This is a genomic window from Alphaproteobacteria bacterium (genome assembly GCA_005883305.1).
Lineage (GTDB): Bacteria > Pseudomonadota > Alphaproteobacteria > Sphingomonadales > Sphingomonadaceae > Allosphingosinicella.
The window spans coordinates 942095-961105 of sequence record VBAC01000001.1 but is presented as its reverse complement, the minus strand read 5'-3'; the positions used below and the strand labels follow the sequence as shown (position 1 = coordinate 961105).

Genomic DNA, 19011 nt, shown 5'->3' with positions numbered 1-19011 from the left:
TCGAGCCTAGGCTTCGGCCGGCTGGTCCGCCAACGCTGCCTTGACCGCCTCCAATGCCTCCGCCGCCTTGCCGCCGTCCGGCCCGCCGCCCTGGGCCATGTCCGGACGCCCGCCGCCGCCCTGGCCGCCGACCGCTTCCACCGCCCTGCGGACGAGATCGACCGCATTGAAGCGGTCAGTAAGGTCGTCGGTAACCCCAACCGCTACGGTTGCACGTCCGCCGAGCACGGAAATGATCGCGGCCACCCCAGTACCCATCGAGCGTTTTTTTTCATCGACAAGGCTGCGCAGCTCCTTGGGATCAAAGTCATTGAGCAGCAGCGGCGTGAAGAAGACATCACCGACCTTTTCGGGTCCCGTAGCAAGCTTGGCTGTGCCGATTTCGGGCGAGCCCGTGGTGAGATCTTGCGCAGAGAGGGCGATCGTTTTTTTCGCCTCCGCCAGCTCGCGCTCGAGCCGGCGGCGCTCCTCGACCAGTGCGGCCACTCGCGCGGGAACCTCCTCGGGCGAGGCCTTGAGCGAGGCGGCGGCCTCCTTGAGCTTGTCCTCGCGCGCGGTGAGCCAGGCCCGCGCCGCCTCGCCGGTCAGCGCCTCGATCCGGCGCACCCCCGAGGCGACCGCGCTTTCTGAGGTGATCTTGAGCAGCTGGATGTCGCCGAGCGCATTGACGTGGGTGCCGCCGCAAAGCTCGACGGAATATGCGCGCTCCTCCTCGTCCCCCATCGAGAGGACGCGGACCTCGTCGCCATATTTCTCCCCGAACAGGGCCATTGCGCCGGACGAGATCGCGTCATCCATGCTCATCAGGCGCGTGCCGACCGGCCGGTTCTCGCGAATGTGGCGATTGACGTCGGCCTCGACGGTTTCGATCTCCTCGCGGGTCATCGGCTTGTTGTGCGAGAAGTCGAAGCGGAAATAGTCGGGGGCGACGAGGCTGCCCTTCTGGGTCACGTGATCGCCCAGGCGGCGGCGAAGCGCGGCGTGGAGCAAATGGGTGGCGCTGTGATTGGCGCGGATCTTCGAGCGCCGCTCGGCATCGACGTGGAGCTGGACCGCGTCGCCGACCGAAACCTCGCCCGCCTTGACCGCCGCTTGATGTGCGTGGAGCTTGCCCAGCGGCTTGGACGTTTCCTCAACATCGGCGTCCAGGCCCTTATCGGATATGATCTTTCCCGTGTCGCCGATCTGCCCGCCGCTCTCGCCGTAGAAGGGCGTCTGGTTGGTCAGGATCGTCACCCTGTCGCCGGCGCCGGCGCGCTCGACGCGAGCGCCGTCCTTGACGATCGCCACGACCTCGCCCTCGCCGTCATGGCCGAGATAGCCGGTGAACTCGGTCGCGCCCTTCTCCTCGGCGATGTCGAACCAGATGTCCTCGCTCGCCTTCGCCCCCGAGCCCTTCCAGGCCGCGCGGGCGGCGGCCTTCTGCTCGGCCATCGCGCTGTCGAAGCCCGCGCGGTCGACTCCGAAGCCCTGCGCGCGGAGCGCGTCCTCGGTAAGGTCGTAGGGGAAGCCGTACGTGTCGTAGAGCTTGAACGCGGTCGCGCCCGGCAGGGTCTCGCCCGGCTTCATCGCCGCGGTCGCCTCGTCGAGCAGTCTCAGGCCGTTGGCGAGGGTCTGGCGGAAGCGCGTTTCCTCGAGCTTCAGGGTCTCCTCGATCAGCGGCTGGGCGCGCACCAGATCGGGATATGCGGCGCCCATCTCCGCGACGAGGCTCGGCACGAGCCGGTGCATCAGGGGCTCGGCGGCGCCGAGCAAATGGGCGTGGCGCATCGCCCGGCGCATGATTCGCCGAAGCACATAGCCCCGCCCCTCGTTCGCCGGAAGGACGCCGTCGCCGACCAGGAAGCAGGACGAGCGCAGGTGATCGGCGATCACCTTGTGGCTGGCTTGCCCCGCGTCCGTCTTCGTCAACTCGGCTGAGGCGCCGATCAGCTCGCGAAACGTATTGGTTTCGAACACGCTGTGAACGCCCTGGAGCACGGTCGAGATTCGCTCCAGGCCCATGCCGGTGTCGATCGAGGGCCTCGGCAGGTCGCGGACGATCTCGTTCGCTTCCTGCTCGTACTGCATGAAGACGAGGTTCCAGACCTCGACGAAGCGGTCGCCACCCTCGTTCGGGCTGCCGGGCGGACCGCCGGGGATCGCGGGGCCGTGATCGAAGAAGATCTCCGAGCAGGGCCCGCACGGGCCATTGTCGCCCATCGCCCAGAAATTGTCCTTGGTCGGGATCCGGATGATCCGCTCGTCGGGCAGGCCGGCGATCTTCTTCCACAGGTCCCAGGCCTCGTCGTCGGTGTGATAGACGGTCGCCGTCAGCCGGTCGGGCGACAGGCCGAACTCTTTGGTGAGAAGGGTCCAGGCGAGGTCGATCGCCCGCTCCTTGAAATAATCGCCGAACGAGAAATTGCCGAGCATCTCGAAGAAGGTCAGGTGCCGCGCGGTGTAGCCGACATTGTCGAGATCGTTGTGCTTGCCGCCGGCGCGTACGCACTTTTGGCTGGAAGCGGCGGTCGAATATGGCCGGGTCTCGAGCCCGGTGAACACGTTCTTGAACGGCACCATGCCGGCGTTGACGAACATCAACGTCGGATCGTTCTGCGGGACGAGCGGCGCCGAGGGCACGACCTGGTGCCCCTCGCGGCCGAAATAATCGAGGAAGGCGCGCCGGATGTCGTTGGTCGAGGTCATGAGCGCGATCTAGGCGACATGCTGCGCTGCGGCAAGCAAGGGCTGGGAGGTGAGCACGTCCCACAGAAGTGACGATGTTGACCCGCTCGCTCGGCGAATCTCGTCACTTCTGTAACTTCTCGAGCCAGCCGGCGCATCGATCCAGTGAGCCGATCGTGCGCGGACGGAGACATTCCATGAAGGGAACATAGAACGAACGCTGTGGGCTCGCAACCCCGGTCCAGACGAACATTCCTCCGTTCGTGTCGAGCCCTTCGACTGCCTGCAAGGAAGGCGCTCAGGGTAAACTTCGGCTGGAGGCCGAAGTCGAGACACCCATTCGAGGGCAGCCGAGAAACAGAGCCTGGGCTTCGCTCGGCAGGGTCCCTCGGCTTCGCTCGGGACGAACGGTTTTGGATGTGGAGGCTTGTGCTTGTCCTCGCCGGGCCCAGCCCGTTTTTCCGTCTGGCCAGGCCAAACCCCCCTTGCGCTCGGGCACAAACGGGTGAAGGCTGGCGGCTTCCCCCATAAGGCGCGTCGCCCGCGTCTTTTCCGCGGACGGACGTCGCCTCGACGCAAGGAGACGCTCATGCCCGGAAGAGCTGCAGGCACCAGAACCATCGCGCTCGTCGGGCCTGGCGGCGCTGGGAAAACCAGCCTCGCCGAGGCCCTTCTTTTTGCCTCCGGAGCGGCCGCCCGGCAGGGATCGGTCGCCGACAAATCGAGCGTCGGCGACGCCAGTCCCGAGGCGCGCGCGCGCGGCGGATCGACCGAGCTCAATTTGATGAACTTCGACTATATGGGCGACCGCTACGCTTTGATCGATGCGCCGGGGTCGGTCGGCTTCGCCGCCGACGGCGCGCTCGGCATGGCGGCCGCCGACCTCGCTCTGGTCGTGGTCGATCCCGATCCCGACCGCGCCCTGCTCGCCGAGCCGACGCTGCGCCGGCTGGAGGAGCTCGGAATCCCGCACATGATCTTCGTCAACAAGATCGACCAGGCGCGCGGATCGATCCAGGCGCTGCTGGAATCGCTCCAGCCGATGTCGAAATCGCCCTTGGTGGCGCGCTGGATCCCCATACGCGAGGGCGAGGCGGTGACCGGCTTCGTCGATATCGCGCTCGAGCGGGCCTATTATTACCGCAAGGGCCAGGAATCGGAGCAGCGCGAAATCCCCGCCGACCTCGCCGACCGCGAGGCGATCGAGCGCAACCAGATGCTCGAGAAGCTGGCCGACCATGACGATGCCCTGCTCGAGCAATTGCTGATGGACGAGGTGCCGGACCGCGAAACGGTGTTCACCGATCTCGCCAAGGAGACCGGCGCGGGGCAGATCGTCCCCGTCCTGTTCGGTTCGGCCACCGGCACTCAGGGCATTCGCCGGCTGATGAAGGCGCTCCGCCACGAGGCCCCCGCCCCCGACGTGGCGGCGGCAAGGCTCGGCGCGAGCGGGGCCTGCGCCTTCGTGTTCAAGGTCAGCCATGGCGGCGCGATGGGCCGGGTCTCCTTCGCCCGGATCTTCGGCGGCAGCCTGAAGGAAGGCCAGGAGCTGAAGTCGAGCGCGGGCGAAGCGGTGCGCATCGGCACCTTGTTCGGAGTCCAGGGCGAGAAGACGGCCAAGCTCGCCGAGGCCAGTGCCGGCGACGTGGTCGCGATCGCCAAGCTCGAGGGCGTCGGCGCCGGCGAATGGCTGGCCTCGGGCAAGGCGCCGCCGACGCCCGAGATCGCCCAGCCGGTGCGCAACTACGCGCTGGCCATCGCCACCCGCGACCGCAAGGACGACGTGCGCCTGTCGACCGCGCTGCACAAGCTGACCGAGGAGGACCGGGCGCTGATCTGGGAGCAGGACGAGACGATGCACGAGACCCGGCTTCGGGGAGTCAACGACGAGCATCTGAAGGTGACCCTGGAGCGGCTCAAGCGGCGCTACGGCGTTCCGGTCGATTCGCGCCAGCCTTCGGTCGGCTACAAGGAATCGATCCGCAAGACCGTCACCCAGCGCGGCCGGCACAAGAAGCAATCGGGCGGCCACGGGCAGTTCGGCGACTGCGTGATCGAGGTCAAGCCGCTGGCACGCGGCGGAGGCTTCAAGTTCGAGGACAAGATCACCGGCGGGGTCATCCCCAAGCAGTGGATCCCGGCGGTCGAGGCCGGCGTCAGGGACGCGATGGTCAAGGGGCCATTGGGCTTCCCGGTGGTCGACGTCGCCGTGCTGCTGATCGACGGATCCTACCATACGGTCGACAGCTCCGAGATCGCGTTCCGGACCGCGGGGCGGATCGGCATGGCCGAAGCGCTCGCCGCCGCCGCGCCGCATCTGCTCGAGCCGGTGCAGAAGGTGACGATCACCGTGCCGAGCAACGCCGCCTCCAAGGCGACCTCGGCGGTGGCCAGCCGGCGCGGCCAGATGCTCGGCATGGCGCCGCGCGAGGGCTGGTCGCGCTGGGACCGGATCGAGGCGTTGGTCCCGGAGGCCGAGATGCAGGGCTTCGACGCCGAATTGCGCTCGCTGAGCCAGGGCCTCGCCACCTACGAGGCGGAGTTCGACCATCTCGCGGAGCTCAACGGAACGCTCGCCGACAAGGTCGTTCAGAAGGAGCTGGAACCGGCCTAGCTACTGCTGCCTCTCCCATAGGGAGAGGGTTGGGGTGAGGGGTTGCAGCGTAAGCGGTTAACCACCGACTCCGTAAACCCCCACCCTACCCTCCCCCTTCAGGGGGAGGGGAAAGGCAAGCAACGTGCGTCCGGATATCCCCGCCGCTTGACCGGCGCGCGACAATCGGCTTCCTCGTCGAGGCCGTCACAGGGGAGCGAGCGAATGGCCAAGAAGCTGACCTACTGGATCCTGGGCGGGCTTCTGCTCGGAATCGTCGTCGGCTGGGCGCTCAACGCGGCGATCGGCGACTCGACGCCCGAAGGTCAGGCCAAGCTCGCCGCTTACGCCCATTACGTCTCGATCCTGACGACGATCTTCCTCCACTTGATCAAGATGATCATCGCCCCGCTGGTGCTTTCGACGCTGATCGTCGGCATCGCCCATATGGGCGACACGGCGGCGCTCGGCAGAGTCGGCGCCAAGGCGATCGGCTGGTTCCTCTGCGCGAGCCTGGTCTCGCTCACGCTCGGCCTGATCCTCGTCAACCTGCTTCAGCCTGGCGCGGCCCTCGGCCTGCCGCTGCCGCCGGAGACCGCGTCGAGCGGGGTCGACCGCTCGGCGTTCGATTTCGCCCAGTTCATCGCCCACATCTTCCCCGAATCGATGATCGACGCGCTGGCCGAGAACAGCATCCTGCAGATCGTCGTCTTCTCGATCTTCCTCGGAGTCGCGATCACCGCGGTCGGCGAGCCGGCGCGGCCGCTGGTCCGGGCGATGGAAGGCCTGGTCAAGGTGATGCTCCAGGTCACCGATTATGTGATGCGCTTCGCCCCGGTCGCGGTGTTCGCCGCGGTCTCCGCGACGATCGCCGAGCGGGGGCCGGCGATCCTCGGCACCTACGGCTATTTCATGGGCAGCTTCTATTTCGGCCTGCTGATCCTGTGGATCCTGCTGATCGGCATCTGCTTCGTCATCGTCGGTGCGCGAACGCGGCTGCTCGTTCGCTACATCCGCGATCCGATCGTGCTCGCTTTCTCGACCGCCTCCTCGGAGGCCGCATTTCCGCGCACGCTTGAGGCGCTCGACCGGTTCGGCGTGCCGCCGCGGATCGCCAGCTTCGTCCTTCCGCTGGGCTATTCGTTCAATCTCGACGGCTCGATGATGTACATGACCTTCGCGTCGATCTTCATCGCGCAGGCCTATGGCATCGACCTGACCTGGGGTCAGGAGATCGCCATGCTGCTGACCTTGATGGTTACCTCGAAGGGCATTGCCGGAGTGCCGCGCGCCAGCCTGGTGGTGATCACCGCCACGCTCTCGCAGTTCAACATCCCCGAGGCCGGGATCCTGCTGATCCTCGCCATCGACCATTTCCTCGACATGGGCCGATCGGCGACCAACGTCGTCGGCAATGCGGTGGCGAGCGCGGTGGTCGCGCGCTGGGAGGGCGGCCTCGACCCGCCCGAGCCCGCCGACATCGAGCCCCCGCACGCGCCGTCGCACAGGGCGACGCCGCCGGCGGCGGAGAGCTAGAGGGGATTCTCACCGGGTCACCTGCTGCTCCCCGGCGAAGGCCGGGGTCCAGGCCCGGCGCTCGCCGGGTTTCGGACGCGAAAGCCTTGCGAAGCCTTCGGCTCCTGGGCCCCGGCCTTCGCCGGGGAACGAGCAGGCTGACCGGCTTCGAGTCTAATCCTCACGCATAAGCGTAAGGCCCGCCCGCCTTCAGCGCCGCGGCATAGGCCGGGCGTGCGTGGATTCGCTCGAGCCAGTCGGCCAGGTTGGGGTGCTCCGCGCCGAGGCCGGCGCGGGTGCGGGCGACCTCCAGCGGGAAGCTCATCATCACGTCGGCCGCGGTGAATTCGTCGCCGGCGAACCAGTCGCGGCTTTCGAGCTCGCTTTCGAGCCAGTCGAAATGGCGCCCAAGCATCTTCTGGATCGGCTCGCGGGCCGGGCGGCCGAGAAGGCCGAGCCGGCCGACGATGAGCAGCCCGAACAGAGGCGGCATCATCGAGCCTTCGGCATAATGGACGAACTGGCGATAGCGAAGCACCGAATCGCGATTGGCCGGCGGGCCGAGCCGCCCTTCCGCCTTCTCCACCAGATAGTCGACGATCGCCCCGCTCTCGGCGATCGCCCGCCCCTCATCCTCGATCACCGGCGCCTTGCCGAGCGGGTGCGCTCGGGCGAGCTCGGGCGGAGCGAGCATGGTCTTTGGATCGCGCTCGTAGCGCTTGACCTCGTAGGGAAGCCCAAGCTCCTCGAGCAGCCACAGGATGCGCTGCGAGCGCGAATTTTCGAGATGGTGGACGACGATCATCTGCCGTTCCTAGACCAAGGGTTTAGGAAGAAAAATCGGTTTCACGCGAAGACGCAAAGACGCAAAGAAGGCAAAAAGGGGCCGAAGGCCCAATTTGGGTGCACGCCGAAGCCGAAGCAATTGCTGGCAGCGGCGACCCGCTCAGCCTCTTCGCGCCTTCGTGTCTTCGCGTGAAATAATTGCGACGACGCCGCCGAACCGAGGCTCGCGCCAAAGCGAATATCGAGCTTGCACGCACGGCGGCGGGCGTTACAGGCCGCCTTCCCTGAACAGGACCCTCGCCATGGCTGGCGCTGAGGCCCGGATGCCGGGCCGCAAGGAATTCGTGCTGCTGATGGCGGCCCTGATGGCGTCGAACGCGATGGCGATCGACGCCATGCTGCCCGCGCTTCCGGCGATCGGCGAGGCGCTCGGCGTGGCGCGCGACAACGACCGGCAGCTGGTCATCACCTTCTTCCTGCTCGGCTACGGCCTCAGCCAGGTCGCCTTCGGGCCGCTCGCAGACCGCTTCGGGCGCAAGCGGCTGCTGGTCGGGTGCCTGTTCGCTTATGCCGGCTTCGGCGCGCTTTCGGGGCTTGCCGGGAGCATGGAGCTGCTGCTCGCCGCCCGATTCACCCAGGGGATCGCCTCGGGCGGGCTTCGCGTGCTCGTCGTCGCGGTGATCCGCGACCGCTATCACGGCGCGGCGATGGCGCGGATCATGTCGACCGCGATGATCATCTTCATGATCGTTCCGGTGCTCGCGCCGAGCCTCGGCCAGGCGGTGATCGCGGTGGCGAGCTGGCGCTACATCTTCGCCCTGCTCGCGGCCTACGGCCTGTGGCTGGCGCTGTGGAGCGCCTTGCGCCTGCCCGAGACCCTGGCGGTGGAGGACCGCCGCCGGCTATCCTTTCGCAACATCGCCCAAGGCATGGGCGAGACCCTCCGGCGGCGCGAATCGATCGGCAACACGATCGCCGCCACCTTGGCCTTCGGCGGCCTTTTCGCCTTCATCGGCTCGGTCCAGCAGATCGTGTTCGACGTCTTTCGCCGGCCCGAGCTGATGGGCCTCGTCTTCGCAGCCATCGCCGGGCCGATGGCCATCAGCTCCTACACCAACATGCGCCTGGTGATGCGCGTGGGGCCGAGGAAATTGCTGCTCCGCGCGCTGACGGCGCTGACGGCGATCTCCGCCTTTCATCTGGCCGTCGCCTTGCTCTGGGGCGAGACCCTGTGGAGCTTCATCGCGCTCCAGGCGCTGACTATGGCCTGCTTCGGCCTGGTCGGCGCCAATGCCAGCGCGATGGCGATGAGCCCGCTCGGCCATATCGCGGGCACCGCCTCAGCGCTGCAGGGGCTGATCACCACGATCGGCGGCGCTTTGATCGGCTTGGTCATCGGCCAGATGTTCGACGGCACCACCATTCCGCTGGTCACCGGCTTCGTCCTCGGCGGAGCGCTCGCCTTGCCGGTCGCGATCTGGGCCAATCCGAAAGAGCGCCCAGCGCCGGACGAAGCGGAAGCCGCCCTGATCGCCACCAGCGTCGCGGGCGAAGCCTAAGCGGCTTTTTTCCTCCCTGTCCGCGAAGCGGATGGGGAGAGGGACCAGGCGCAGCATTGGAGGGGCTACTCGGCGCAGGCGCGGAGAATGTGCCGGAGAACGCCTTTCGGGTTCGCCTTGAGTTCTGTCGCGGGAATTCTGAGGACGCGATAGCCCTTGCTCCGCAACCACCGGTCCCGCCTGCCGTCTCGGGCGGGATTGTCGCTCGTGCGCGATACCGTCAATCTCGATGCCGAGTTTGGCGGAGGCACAATAGAAATCGAAAACGTACCGGCCCACCGGATGCTGGTGGCGGAACTTGAGGTCGTCAGGGCGGGTGCGAAGCAACGTCCAGAGCTTCGCCTCCGGCGGCGTCATCGCCCGCCGAAGCGCTCGCGCTTTCCGGACCCTCGCTTTGCTCGTCTGCCGCATTGGCCCCTCCACCACTGCGGGTGGTCCCCTCCCCATCGCCTTCGGCGACAGGGAGGAAAGAACCGTTTTAGACGTCGTCCTCCGCCTCGGGGCCGACCATCAGCGCCTCGGCGACCTGATCGGTGTGGCCGCGGATAGCGCGCTCGATTCGCGCCGCCACGTCCGGATTGTCACGCAGGTAGGATTTGGCGTTCTCGCGGCCCTGGCCGATGCGGATCGAATCGTAGCTGAACCACGAGCCCGACTTCTCGACGATCCCCGCCTTGGCGCCGAGATCGAGGATCTCGCCCAATTTGGAAACGCCCTCGCCATACATGATGTCGAACTCGACCTGCTTGAACGGCGGCGCGAGCTTGTTCTTGACGACCTTCACACGGGTCGTGTTGCCGATGATCTCGTCGCGGTCCTTGATCTGGCCGGTCCGGCGGATGTCGAGCCGGACGCTGGCGTAGAATTTGAGCGCATTGCCGCCGGTCGTCGTCTCCGGATTGCCGTACATCACGCCGATCTTCATGCGCAACTGGTTGATGAAGATGACCAGGCATTTGGACTTGGAGATCGAGCCGGTGAGCTTGCGCAAGCTCTGGCTCATCAGCCGCGCCTGGAGGCCGACATGGCTGTCGCCCATCTCGCCCTCGATCTCGGCCCGCGGCACCAAAGCGGCGACCGAATCGACGACGAGGATGTCGACCGCGTTCGAGCGTACCAGAGTGTCGGTGATCTCCAGCGCCTGCTCGCCCGTGTCGGGCTGCGAGACGATCAGATCGTCGATATTGACCCCGAGCTTCTTGGCATAGGACGGATCGAGCGCGTGCTCGGCGTCGACGAAGGCGGCGACTCCGCCATTCTTCTGCGCCTCGGCGATCGCGTGCAGCGCGAGCGTGGTCTTGCCCGAGCTTTCCGGCCCGTAGACCTCGACCACCCGGCCGCGCGGAAGGCCGCCGATGCCGAGCGCGATGTCGAGCCCCAGCGAGCCGGTGGAAATGGTCTCGATCTCGATCGCCTCGCGCGAGCCGAGCCGCATCGCCGATCCCTTGCCGAACGCGCGGTCGATCTGCGCCAGAGCGGCGTCGAGGGCTTTCTGCTTGTCGCTGTCCATCGGACTCCTGTCGGAAACGATCTGAAGTGATGCCGTCATGGCTGGCTCTCCCGTATTGCCTCGATGGGCGTCGATCAATGCAGGAGTATGTATCCTCTTTGTTCCCACAGAACAAGAGGGAAACTTTTACGGGCAAACCCGCTCGCCGGGCGGGCGAAATTCAGGCTTTACCTGTCCTTAGGCATGATCCGGCACAATGCCGGCTTCGGCGGGAGGGCCTGCGAGTGGACTCGAATTGGGGATCGAATAGCGGCGGCTATGGCGCGGCGCCGCAATCGGGCTTCGGCCGCAAGCGCTCGCCGCTCCCGGACACCCGCCCGGACGATTACACGCTGAGCGCGGTCAGCGCCCAATATTATGCCGCCCACCAGGCGCAGCCCGAGATCGTCAACGACATCGACTTCGCGATCAGCGAAGGCGACATGCAATATGCCGAGATCGCGCTCGACCCGGGCGAATCGGTGGTCGCAGAGCCGGGTGCGCTGATCTGGAAGGACAGCGCGATCGTCTTCGACATGATCCTCGGCGACGGCAGCAGGCCCGACGCCGGGCTTGGAGCCAAGCTGGCCAGCGCCGCGAAGAACGCCATGGCGGGCGAAAATATGTTCCTCGCCGAGTTCAAGCACGCCGGCTCGCAGGGCAAGGCGAGGCTTGCGGTCGGCGGCCGCACGCCGGGCCAGATCATTCCGGTGAAGCTCGAGGCGATGGGCGGAAGCCTGATCTGCCAGCGCCACGCCTTTCTCGCCGCCGCCCGCGGAGTCGGCATCTCGATCGCCATGCAGCGCCGCCTTCGCTCGGCCGTCTTCGGCGACGAAGGCTTCGTCATGCAGAAGCTGACCGGCACGGGCTGGGCCTTCCTCCACGTCGGCGGCTCGATCATCGAGCGCGAGCTCAAGGCCGGCGAGGTCATTCATGTCGACGGCGGCTGCGTCGCGGCGCACGAGCCTCAGGTCGAGATGGACATCATGCAGGACAGCATGTGGCGCTCGATCAAGACTGGCCTGCTCGGCGACGAAGGCGGCTTCCTCACCGCCTTGCGCGGCCCGGGCAGGGTCTGGATCCAGACCCTCCCCTTCAGCCGGGTCGCGGCCGAGACGGCCTCGGCGGTCGGGGGCGCGAGCCTGGTCAGCGGCGTCAGCCTCGGCGACGCCGTGGGCATCGCGGCCGGGGTGGGCAGGCTCGTCGGCGGCGGCGAAGGCGCCGGATCGATCATCGCCGACGGCATCAGCGGCATCCGCGAAATGTTCTGAACCGCGGCGGGCGAATGGCCCTTTGGCTGCATTGAAATTCGGCGGGGTACTAGAAACTTCCTCTCCCATGGGGAGAGGGTTGGGGTGAGGGGTTCGGGCGTCGGCGACGGGCCGCGAGCTCCGTAAACGCCCACCCCGCCCTCCCCCTCAGGGGGAGGGTTAGGCCCACCGAAACAGCCTAATCGCCGCAGGCCTGGTCCAGCGCCGGCTCGATCGCGTCGATCGTATAGGGCTTGGCGAGCACCGGAGCGCCGGCATGTTCGGGCGGCGGCGGATCGACGTGGCCGCCGGTGGCGAAAATGAAGGGCGTGCCCGCGGCGGCGAGGCGGTCGGCGACCGGCCACACCTTGCCGTCGGCGAGGCTGACATCGAGGATCGCGACCTCGAAGCCGCCGCTCTCGACATGGCCCATAGCCGCCGCGACCGTCTCGCAGCAGGCCACCACAGTGTGGCCGAGCTCGGCAAGGAAATCCTCGAGCATCATCGCGATCAGCGGCTCGTCCTCGACGATCAGGATGGATCTCATGGTCCCCGGCATCGCGACTGCCTTAGCGTCTGTTACGCAAAGGAAAAGACTTATTGAGGCGCGAGGACGTCGCGCACCGTCTCGGCGAGTTGCTGGACGGAAAAGGGCTTGGCGAGGAAGGAGACGTTGGGGATGTCGATGGACTTGCGCAGCTGCTCCTCGGCATAGCCGGAGATGAACAGGATCGGCAGGTTGGGATGGGTGGCGCGTGCCGCCCGAACTGTGGTCGGCCCGTCCATCGTCGGCATGACGACGTCCGAGATCATCAGGTCGATCTTGCCCTCGCGGCCGAGGATTTCGAGCGCCTCCTCGCCATTCTCGGCGACGAGCACGGTGTAGCCCTGGCGGGTCAGCGCACGCTCGGCGACGGTTCGGACCATCGCCTCGTCCTCGACGAGCAGGACGGTCCCCGTCCCCCATAGCTCGCTTGCCTTCTCCTTGACCTTGCGGGTCGCCCTGGCCGGCGCCTCGCTCGGCCGGGTGCGATGGACCGGAAGGTAGATGGTGAAGCTGGTTCCCTTGCGCATCTGCGATTCGGCGAAGATGAAGCCGCCGGACTGCTTGACGATGCCGTAGACGGTGGAGAGGCCGAGCCCGGTCCCCTTCCCCACCTCCTTGGTGGTGAAGAAGGGCTCGAACACCTTGCTCAGCAGATGCTGCGGAATGCCGGTGCCGGTGTCGGTGACCTTCATCGCCGTATAGTCGCCGATCGGAAGCACGTCGCTGCCCATCCGCCGAACGTCGTCGGCGGAGACGGCGAAGGTCTGAAGGGTCAGCCTGCCCCCGCCCGCCGGGTCCTTGGCGAGCATCGCGTCGCGGGCGTTGACCGCGAGGTTGACGATCACCTGCTCCATCTGCCCGGGATCGGCCCGAACCGCGCCGAGCCCGCGGCCGTGGGTCACTTCGAGCTTCACCTGCTCGCCGAGCAGCCGGTCGAGCAGGTGCGAGACCTCGGCGACCACGTCGGGGAGCTGGAGAACCTGGGGCCTCAGCGTCTGCTGGCGCGAGAAGGCAAGCAACTGACGGGTCAGGTTTGCGGCGCGGTTCGAATTGGAGCGGATCTGCTGGATGTCGTCATAATCCGAATCGCCCGGCGTGTGGCGCATCATCATCAGGTCGCAGGTGCCGAGGATCGCCGTCAGGATGTTGTTGAAATCGTGAGCGACTCCGCCGGCGAGCTGGCCGACCGCCTGCATCTTGGTCGCCTGGGCGATCTCGCGCTTGAGCCGCGCCTCCTCGCTATTGTCCTTGAGGCTGAGCAGCACCGCGGCGTTGCCGAGCCCGCGCGCCCCGGCGACGGTCAGCGCCACCGGCTCCTCCGGATTGCTCTTGAGCCGCACGGCGAGGTCGCCCGACATCGCCCGGCCGCGGCCGAAGCGGTGGACCGCGTCCGAAACCGCCGCCTTGTCGTCCTCGACGACGAGGTCGCCGGGCCAGGACGGCCGCTCGCTCGCGCCGAGGCCGACCGACTTTCGGAACACCTTGTTGAGGAACAGAAAGCGGCCGTCCGTGTCGGCCAAAGCGAGGCCGAGCGGCAGACTGTCAAGCAAGGCGTGAACGTGCGCGTTCTCGTCGTCGCCGCGAGGGCCCGGAATGTCGTCGAGCAGCAGGAAGAAGGACAACGACGCCTCCTCCTCCCCGCCCGGCACCTGGACGATCCGTAGCGGAGTCGCCGCCTGGCCTTCCGCGGCGAAGTGGAACTGGCCGCCGGCGGACGCCGCCAGATGGTCGACGAACGCCGAGCCGGCGATCTCGCCGTCCTCTCCCGGACGCGCGGCGCGGACGGCAAAGGCGCCGTTGGCGGCGCGGATCGTTCCCGCCGAGTCGACCACCGCGACCATGAGGCCGGCCTCGCCCATCCGCCGGCCGACCTCGCCGCCGATCATCCGCCCCGCGATCTGCGCCAGATCGTCCTGCTCGGCGCGCCCGAGGCGCCAGAGCAGCCGGTCCTCGCCCGAGCCGGCGAGCCTGACCTCGCCTTCATAAGCGCGGCCGTCGATGGCGATCGGGGTGATCGCCGCAGCGCCGTCCCGCCGCGCCGTCGGAGCGGCTCGGGCGAGCGCCTTGGGCAGGCTCGCCGAGCCGAACCACTCGCTCCAGACTTGGTTGGCGCAGACCAGATTGCCCTCGGGATCTGTCAGGGCGGCGGCGCCTCCCGCGCCGTCGAGCGCGTCGCGCAGCAGCCCGATGTCCGGCGCCGAATCGCGCTCCGTATCGGCCGCCGCCGCTGCCTGCGGACGAAGCAGCAGCAACAGGCCGCCCGCCCCGATCAGACCGGCGAGGAAGGCGCCGGCGAAAACCGGGCTCCTGACCGCCCACAGCAGCAAGGCCGCCGAGCCGAGCGCGGCCAGAGCGAACAGGATCGCAGCGCCATCGATCCGGCGTGCCGCGCGGCCGCCTTCGGGGAAAGAGGCCGCGCTCGCCATCCCTACCAGATGCGGATGCGCTGCTCGGGCGCGAGGTAGAGCGGGCTTCCCGGCGCCGGGTTGAACGCTCCGTACCAGGGATCGAGGTTGCGGACGACCGCAACGCGTTGCTCGGAGGGCGAATGCGGATCGGTCAGGAGGCGCTGGAGCAGGTTCGCCTCGCGATATTTGCGCCTCCAGACCTGCGCCCAGCCGAGGTAGAAGCGCTGGTCGCCGGTCATCCCGTCGATCACCGGCGCGGGCCGGCCGCCGAGGGAATGGTGATAGGCGTCGTAGGCGACGGTGAGGCCGGCAAGATCGGCGATATTCTCGCCGAGCGTGAGCGCGCCCTGGACATGGTGGCCCGGCAGCGGCTCATAGGCGTCATACTGGGCCGTGAGCCGCGCGGTCAGCGCGTTGAACCGCTCGCGGTCCTGCGGGGTCCACCATTCGGTGAGCGCGCCATGCTCGTCATACTGGCTGCCCTGGTCGTCGAAATGGTGGCTGAGCTCGTGGCCGATCACCGCTCCGATGCCGCCGTAATTGACCGCCGGATCGGCGTGCGGATCGAAGAAGGGCGGCTGGAGGATCGCGGCGGGAAAGACGATCTCGTTCCACACCGGGTTGGCATAGGCGTTGACCGTCATCGGGGTCATTCCCCACTCGCGCCGGTCGACCGGGCGGCCGAGGCGGGAGAGCTCGAACGCATAATCCCATTCGGACGCGTTCATCAGGCTCTGGACCAGGTTGGTGCGGCTGACCCGGATGCTCGAATAATCGTGCCAGAAATCGGGATAGCCGATCTTCGGCGTGAAGGCCCTGAGCTTGGCCCTGGCGCGCTCGCGCGTGGCCGGCGCCATCCAGGCCAAAGTCTGGAGCCGCCGGTCCATCGCCTCGATGATGTTGTGGACCAGCGCGTCCGCGGCGCGCTTCGCCTCGGGCGGGAAGTAGCGCTGGACGTAGACCTGGCTGACGTCGTCCGGAAGCGCTCCGGTGACCAGGGCCACGCCGCGTTTCCAGCGGTCCTGGATCTGCGGCGTGCCGTTCAAAGTGGTTCCGCGGAAGGCGAAATTGGCGTCGACGAAATTGCTCGAAAGATAGGGCGACATCCGGTCGAGCACGCGCAGCAGCAGATAGTCGTTGAGCACCGCCTGCGGCGCCTCGCCGACGATCCGCGCCGAAGCGGTGAAGGTGTTCGGCTGGGCGACGAGCAACGTCTCCTGCCCGGCGAAACCCGCCTCTCGGAAATAGGCGCCCCAATCGAGGCCCGGCGCGTTGCGGGCGAAATCGGCCGTCGCCCAGCGATTGTAGGTGGCGTTCTCGTCGCGATTCTGGATGCGGGTCCACTGGACCTCGGCGAGGCTGCGCTCGAAGCCGACGACCGCCGCGGCGCGCGCCTCGGCATTGGGCTCGCCGGCGAGCGTGAGGAGTTGCGTGAGATAAGCCTGGTAGGCGGCGCGCTTGGCGGCGAGGCCCGCGTCCTGACTCAGATAATAATCGCGGTCGGGAAGGCCGAGGCCGCCTTGCCCCAGATGGACGATCATCACGTCCGGGTGGCGCTCATCGCTGCGGATGAATCCGCCGATCGGCCCGCGAATGCCGTAATGGGCGATCCGGCCGAGCTCGGCCGCCCACTGGCCGCGGTCGGAAATGCCCTTGATCCGGGCCAGCACCGGCTGGATCGGGGCGATCCCCGCGCGCTCGATCGCCGCCTCGTCCATGAACGCCGCGTAGAGATCGCCCATCCGGCTGCCGGGCGTTTGCGCGGCTTCCTCAAGGATCGTGCGGGTGCGGGCCTCGGAAAGGTCGGCGAGCCGCGTGAACATGCCGTAATTGGCCTGGTCGGCGGGGATTTCCGTGGTCCTGTCCCAGGTGCCGTTGGCGTAATTGTAGAAGCTCTGCCCGGGCGCGACGTTGCGGTCCATGCCGGTGGCGTCGAACCCGAACGTGCCGAGCTCCGGCCGGGCGGCGGGCGCGGCGGCATGGCCCGCGTGCGGCTGGGCGGCGCCATAAGCCGCGACGGCGGCGGTTGCGATTGCGGTGGTGGCGGCGAGGGCGATGATGAGCTTGCGCATGGTTTTCCCGACAGCTTGAGGTGTGTGGCCGCGGTATAGCAGCGTCGAAGGAGCGATCAATCGGCGCGGGCGAGCCGGGCGGCGCGGCGGCGCCATTTGCGCGCCGTCCACCAGCGCCAGAACAGGATCGCGACGATATAACCTGCCGCGGCGCTCGCCACGGCGATGATGAACAGGCCGCTGACCAAAGCCGGGGCCGCGTCCGACGCCAGCCAGGCGAGCCACTCGCCGATCGGCGCCGAGCGGTCGTACATACCACTGACCGCCGCCGCGTCGGCGTGGAAGCCGAACAGATTGCCGACCGGGATCGAGGCGATGATCAGGAACGGCGTGGTCAGCGGGTTGGTGAGGAAGGTCATGCCCGCGGCGATCGGGATGTTTCCACGCACGGGTAGACAGAACAGGATCGCGCCGACGATCTGCACCCCCGGGATCAGGAAGAAGATTCCGACGAACAGCCCCATCGCCACCCCGCGCGGCACCGAGCGGCGGGTGAAGCGCCAATATTCGCTGTTGAGCATGCGCAGGCCGAACAGCCTGATCCAGCGGCTCTCGGCCATCTGCTCGCGGCTCGGCATGTTGTTTGCGACCCAGCGGTCGAGCCAGGACTTGCCCGGGGAATCAGCCATGCTGCCTCATCAGCCGGCCCTGCTCCCGCTTCCAGTCCTTTTCCTTCTCATATTCCCGCTTATCGTGGCTCTTGCGGCCCTTGGCCAGCGCCAGCTCGACCTTCGCCCTGCCGCGGCTGTTGAAGTAGATGGAAAGCGGGACGAGCGTCATCCCCTGCCGGGCCACCGCGCCGTGGAGCTTGGCGATCTGACGGTGGTTGAGCAGCAGCTTGCGCGGACGCTTCGGCTCGTGATTGTGGCGGTTGCCGTGGCTGAACTCGGGGATGTTGGCGTTGACCAGCCAGACCTCCTCCTCCTTCACCTCGGCGTAGCTCTCGGCGATCGATCCCTCGCCGAAGCGAAGCGACTTCACCTCGGTCCCGGTCAGCGCGATCCCCGCCTCATATTTGTCCTCGATCGCATAATCGAACCGCGCCCGCCGGTTCTCGGCGACCACTTTCTTCTTGTCGAATTCCTCGGGCTTGGGGCGGGGCATGGTGCGAGCGCTCTATCCGTTCGGGCTGAGCTTGTCGAAGCCCCTCTCTTTCTTTTTGAACGATGCAGAAGAAGGAACGTCCTTCGACAGGCTCAGGACGAGCGGGTTGAGGAATCAGATCAAACCCGCATGATCGAGCGCCGCGTCCACTGCGCGCTTGCTGGCGTCGCTCGGCGGGGTCATCGGCAGGCGAAGCGGTGAGGCGAATTCGGGCCGCACCCGGCCCAGCGCATATTTGGCAGGGCCGGGCGAGGCGTCGGTGAAGAGGGCGGCGTGGAGGGGGTAGAGCTTGTCCTGAAGTGTGAGGGCCGCCCCCCAATCGCCTGAAAGCATGGCATTCTGGAAGTCGGCGCACAGACGCGGCGCGACGTTGGCGGTGACCGAGATGCAGCCGACGCCGCCCATCGCGTTGAAGCCGAGCGCCATGTCGTCATTGCCGGAGATCTGGACGAAGTCCGCGCCGCAGGCGGCACGCTGGGCGGAGACCCGGGCGAGGTTTCCGGTCGCGTCCTTGACGCCGATCACGTTCGGGATCTGCGCGAGGCGCCCCATCGTCTCGACGGCGATGTCGGTGACCGTGCGCGCCGGCACGTTGTAGAGCATGATGGGCAAGTCGACCGCCTCGGCGATCGCCGCGAAATGGGCGTAAATGCCGTCCTGGTTGGGTCGGTTGTAATAGGGTGGCACGTGGAGGACGGCGTCGGCCCCCGCGTCCTTTGCCGCGCGGCTCAGGGCGATGGCGTGGGCGGTGTCGTTGGAGCCGCAGCCGGCGAGGATCTTCACCCTGCCCGCGCCCGCCTCGACGGCGATCTCGATCGCCCGGCGATGCTCGGCCGGGCTTAGGGTCGCCGATTCGCCGGTCGTGCCGCAGGGCACAAGCGCATGACTTCCTTCGGCGATTTGCCACTCGCAGAAGCCGCGATAGGCCGCCTCGTCCAACGCTTCGTCGCGAAAGAGAGTCACTAGAGCCGGAATCGAGCCCCTGAACATGCTTAGCTCCTTCTCCCCGGCGCGGGCGCTG

The 19011-nt window shown here is 67.4% G+C and carries 13 protein-coding genes and 1 pseudogene; 4 read left to right on the top strand and 10 right to left on the bottom strand.

The window, feature by feature from the left end:
* Positions 1 to 6 precede the first annotated feature (6 nt).
* On the bottom strand, positions 7 to 2688 hold the full coding sequence (gene alaS, locus E6G92_04750) for an alanine--tRNA ligase (GenBank protein ID TMJ19121.1): 2682 nt from the start codon (positions 2686 to 2688) through the stop codon (positions 7 to 9).
* A 568-nt stretch (positions 2689 to 3256) separates the two neighbouring features.
* Between alaS and E6G92_04745 the strand changes: the two genes are divergently transcribed.
* Together E6G92_04745 and E6G92_04740 are read left to right on the top strand one after the other, a co-directional pair.
* Positions 3257 to 5281: an elongation factor G gene (locus tag E6G92_04745; protein ID TMJ19120.1), complete on the top strand. Its 2025-nt coding sequence runs from the start codon at positions 3257 to 3259 to the stop codon at positions 5279 to 5281.
* Between the two features lie 204 nt (positions 5282 to 5485).
* Positions 5486 to 6796 (top strand): dicarboxylate/amino acid:cation symporter, encoded by a 1311-nt coding sequence (locus tag E6G92_04740; GenBank protein ID TMJ19119.1) that lies wholly within the window; start codon positions 5486 to 5488, stop codon positions 6794 to 6796.
* Positions 6797 to 6956: 160 nt separating this feature from the next.
* Here E6G92_04740 and E6G92_04735 read toward each other — a convergent pair whose 3' ends face one another.
* Positions 6957 to 7580, bottom strand: coding sequence for a glutathione S-transferase (locus E6G92_04735; protein TMJ19118.1), 624 nt, complete (start codon positions 7578 to 7580; stop codon positions 6957 to 6959).
* A gap of 283 nt (positions 7581 to 7863) precedes the next feature.
* Here E6G92_04735 and E6G92_04730 point away from each other — a divergent pair, with 283 nt between their 5' ends.
* Positions 7864 to 9120 (top strand): multidrug effflux MFS transporter, encoded by a 1257-nt coding sequence (locus E6G92_04730; protein TMJ19117.1) that lies wholly within the window; start codon positions 7864 to 7866, stop codon positions 9118 to 9120.
* A gap of 65 nt (positions 9121 to 9185) precedes the next feature.
* Here E6G92_04730 and E6G92_04725 read toward each other — a convergent pair.
* Together E6G92_04725 and recA are read right to left on the bottom strand one after the other, a co-directional pair.
* Positions 9186 to 9531, bottom strand: a pseudogene (locus E6G92_04725) (DUF559 domain-containing protein).
* A 67-nt stretch (positions 9532 to 9598) separates the two neighbouring features.
* Entirely contained in the window at positions 9599 to 10669 is a 1071-nt protein-coding gene (gene recA / locus E6G92_04720) for a recombinase RecA (protein TMJ19116.1), read from the bottom strand.
* Between recA and E6G92_04715 the strand changes: the two genes are divergently transcribed.
* On the top strand, positions 10660 to 11880 hold the full coding sequence (locus E6G92_04715) for an AIM24 family protein (protein TMJ19115.1): 1221 nt from the start codon (positions 10660 to 10662) through the stop codon (positions 11878 to 11880). The genes recA and E6G92_04715 overlap by 10 nt on opposite strands.
* A 178-nt stretch (positions 11881 to 12058) precedes the next feature.
* Here E6G92_04715 and E6G92_04710 read toward each other — a convergent pair whose 3' ends face one another.
* From E6G92_04710 to E6G92_04685, 6 genes are all read right to left on the bottom strand, one after another.
* Positions 12059 to 12418 (bottom strand): response regulator, encoded by a 360-nt coding sequence (locus E6G92_04710; GenBank protein TMJ19114.1) that lies wholly within the window; start codon positions 12416 to 12418, stop codon positions 12059 to 12061.
* 38 nt (positions 12419 to 12456) lie between these two features.
* On the bottom strand, positions 12457 to 14832 hold the full coding sequence (locus E6G92_04705; GenBank protein TMJ19113.1) for a response regulator: 2376 nt from the start codon (positions 14830 to 14832) through the stop codon (positions 12457 to 12459).
* Positions 14833 to 14834: 2 nt separating this feature from the next.
* Entirely contained in the window at positions 14835 to 16886 is a 2052-nt protein-coding gene (locus E6G92_04700) for a M13 family metallopeptidase (protein ID TMJ19112.1), read from the bottom strand.
* A 56-nt stretch (positions 16887 to 16942) separates the two neighbouring features.
* Positions 16943 to 17515 carry a DUF2062 domain-containing protein gene (locus E6G92_04695; protein ID TMJ19111.1) on the bottom strand — a complete coding sequence of 191 codons (573 nt, stop codon included), beginning with the start codon at positions 17513 to 17515 and terminating at the stop codon, positions 16943 to 16945.
* Positions 17508 to 17990 carry an SsrA-binding protein SmpB gene (smpB, locus tag E6G92_04690; GenBank protein ID TMJ19110.1) on the bottom strand — a complete coding sequence of 161 codons (483 nt, stop codon included), beginning with the start codon at positions 17988 to 17990 and terminating at the stop codon, positions 17508 to 17510. Before smpB ends, E6G92_04695 begins: the two co-directional genes overlap by 8 nt.
* A 114-nt stretch (positions 17991 to 18104) precedes the next feature.
* Entirely contained in the window at positions 18105 to 18980 is an 876-nt protein-coding gene (locus E6G92_04685; protein ID TMJ19109.1) for a 4-hydroxy-tetrahydrodipicolinate synthase, read from the bottom strand.
* Positions 18981 to 19011 lie beyond the last annotated feature (31 nt).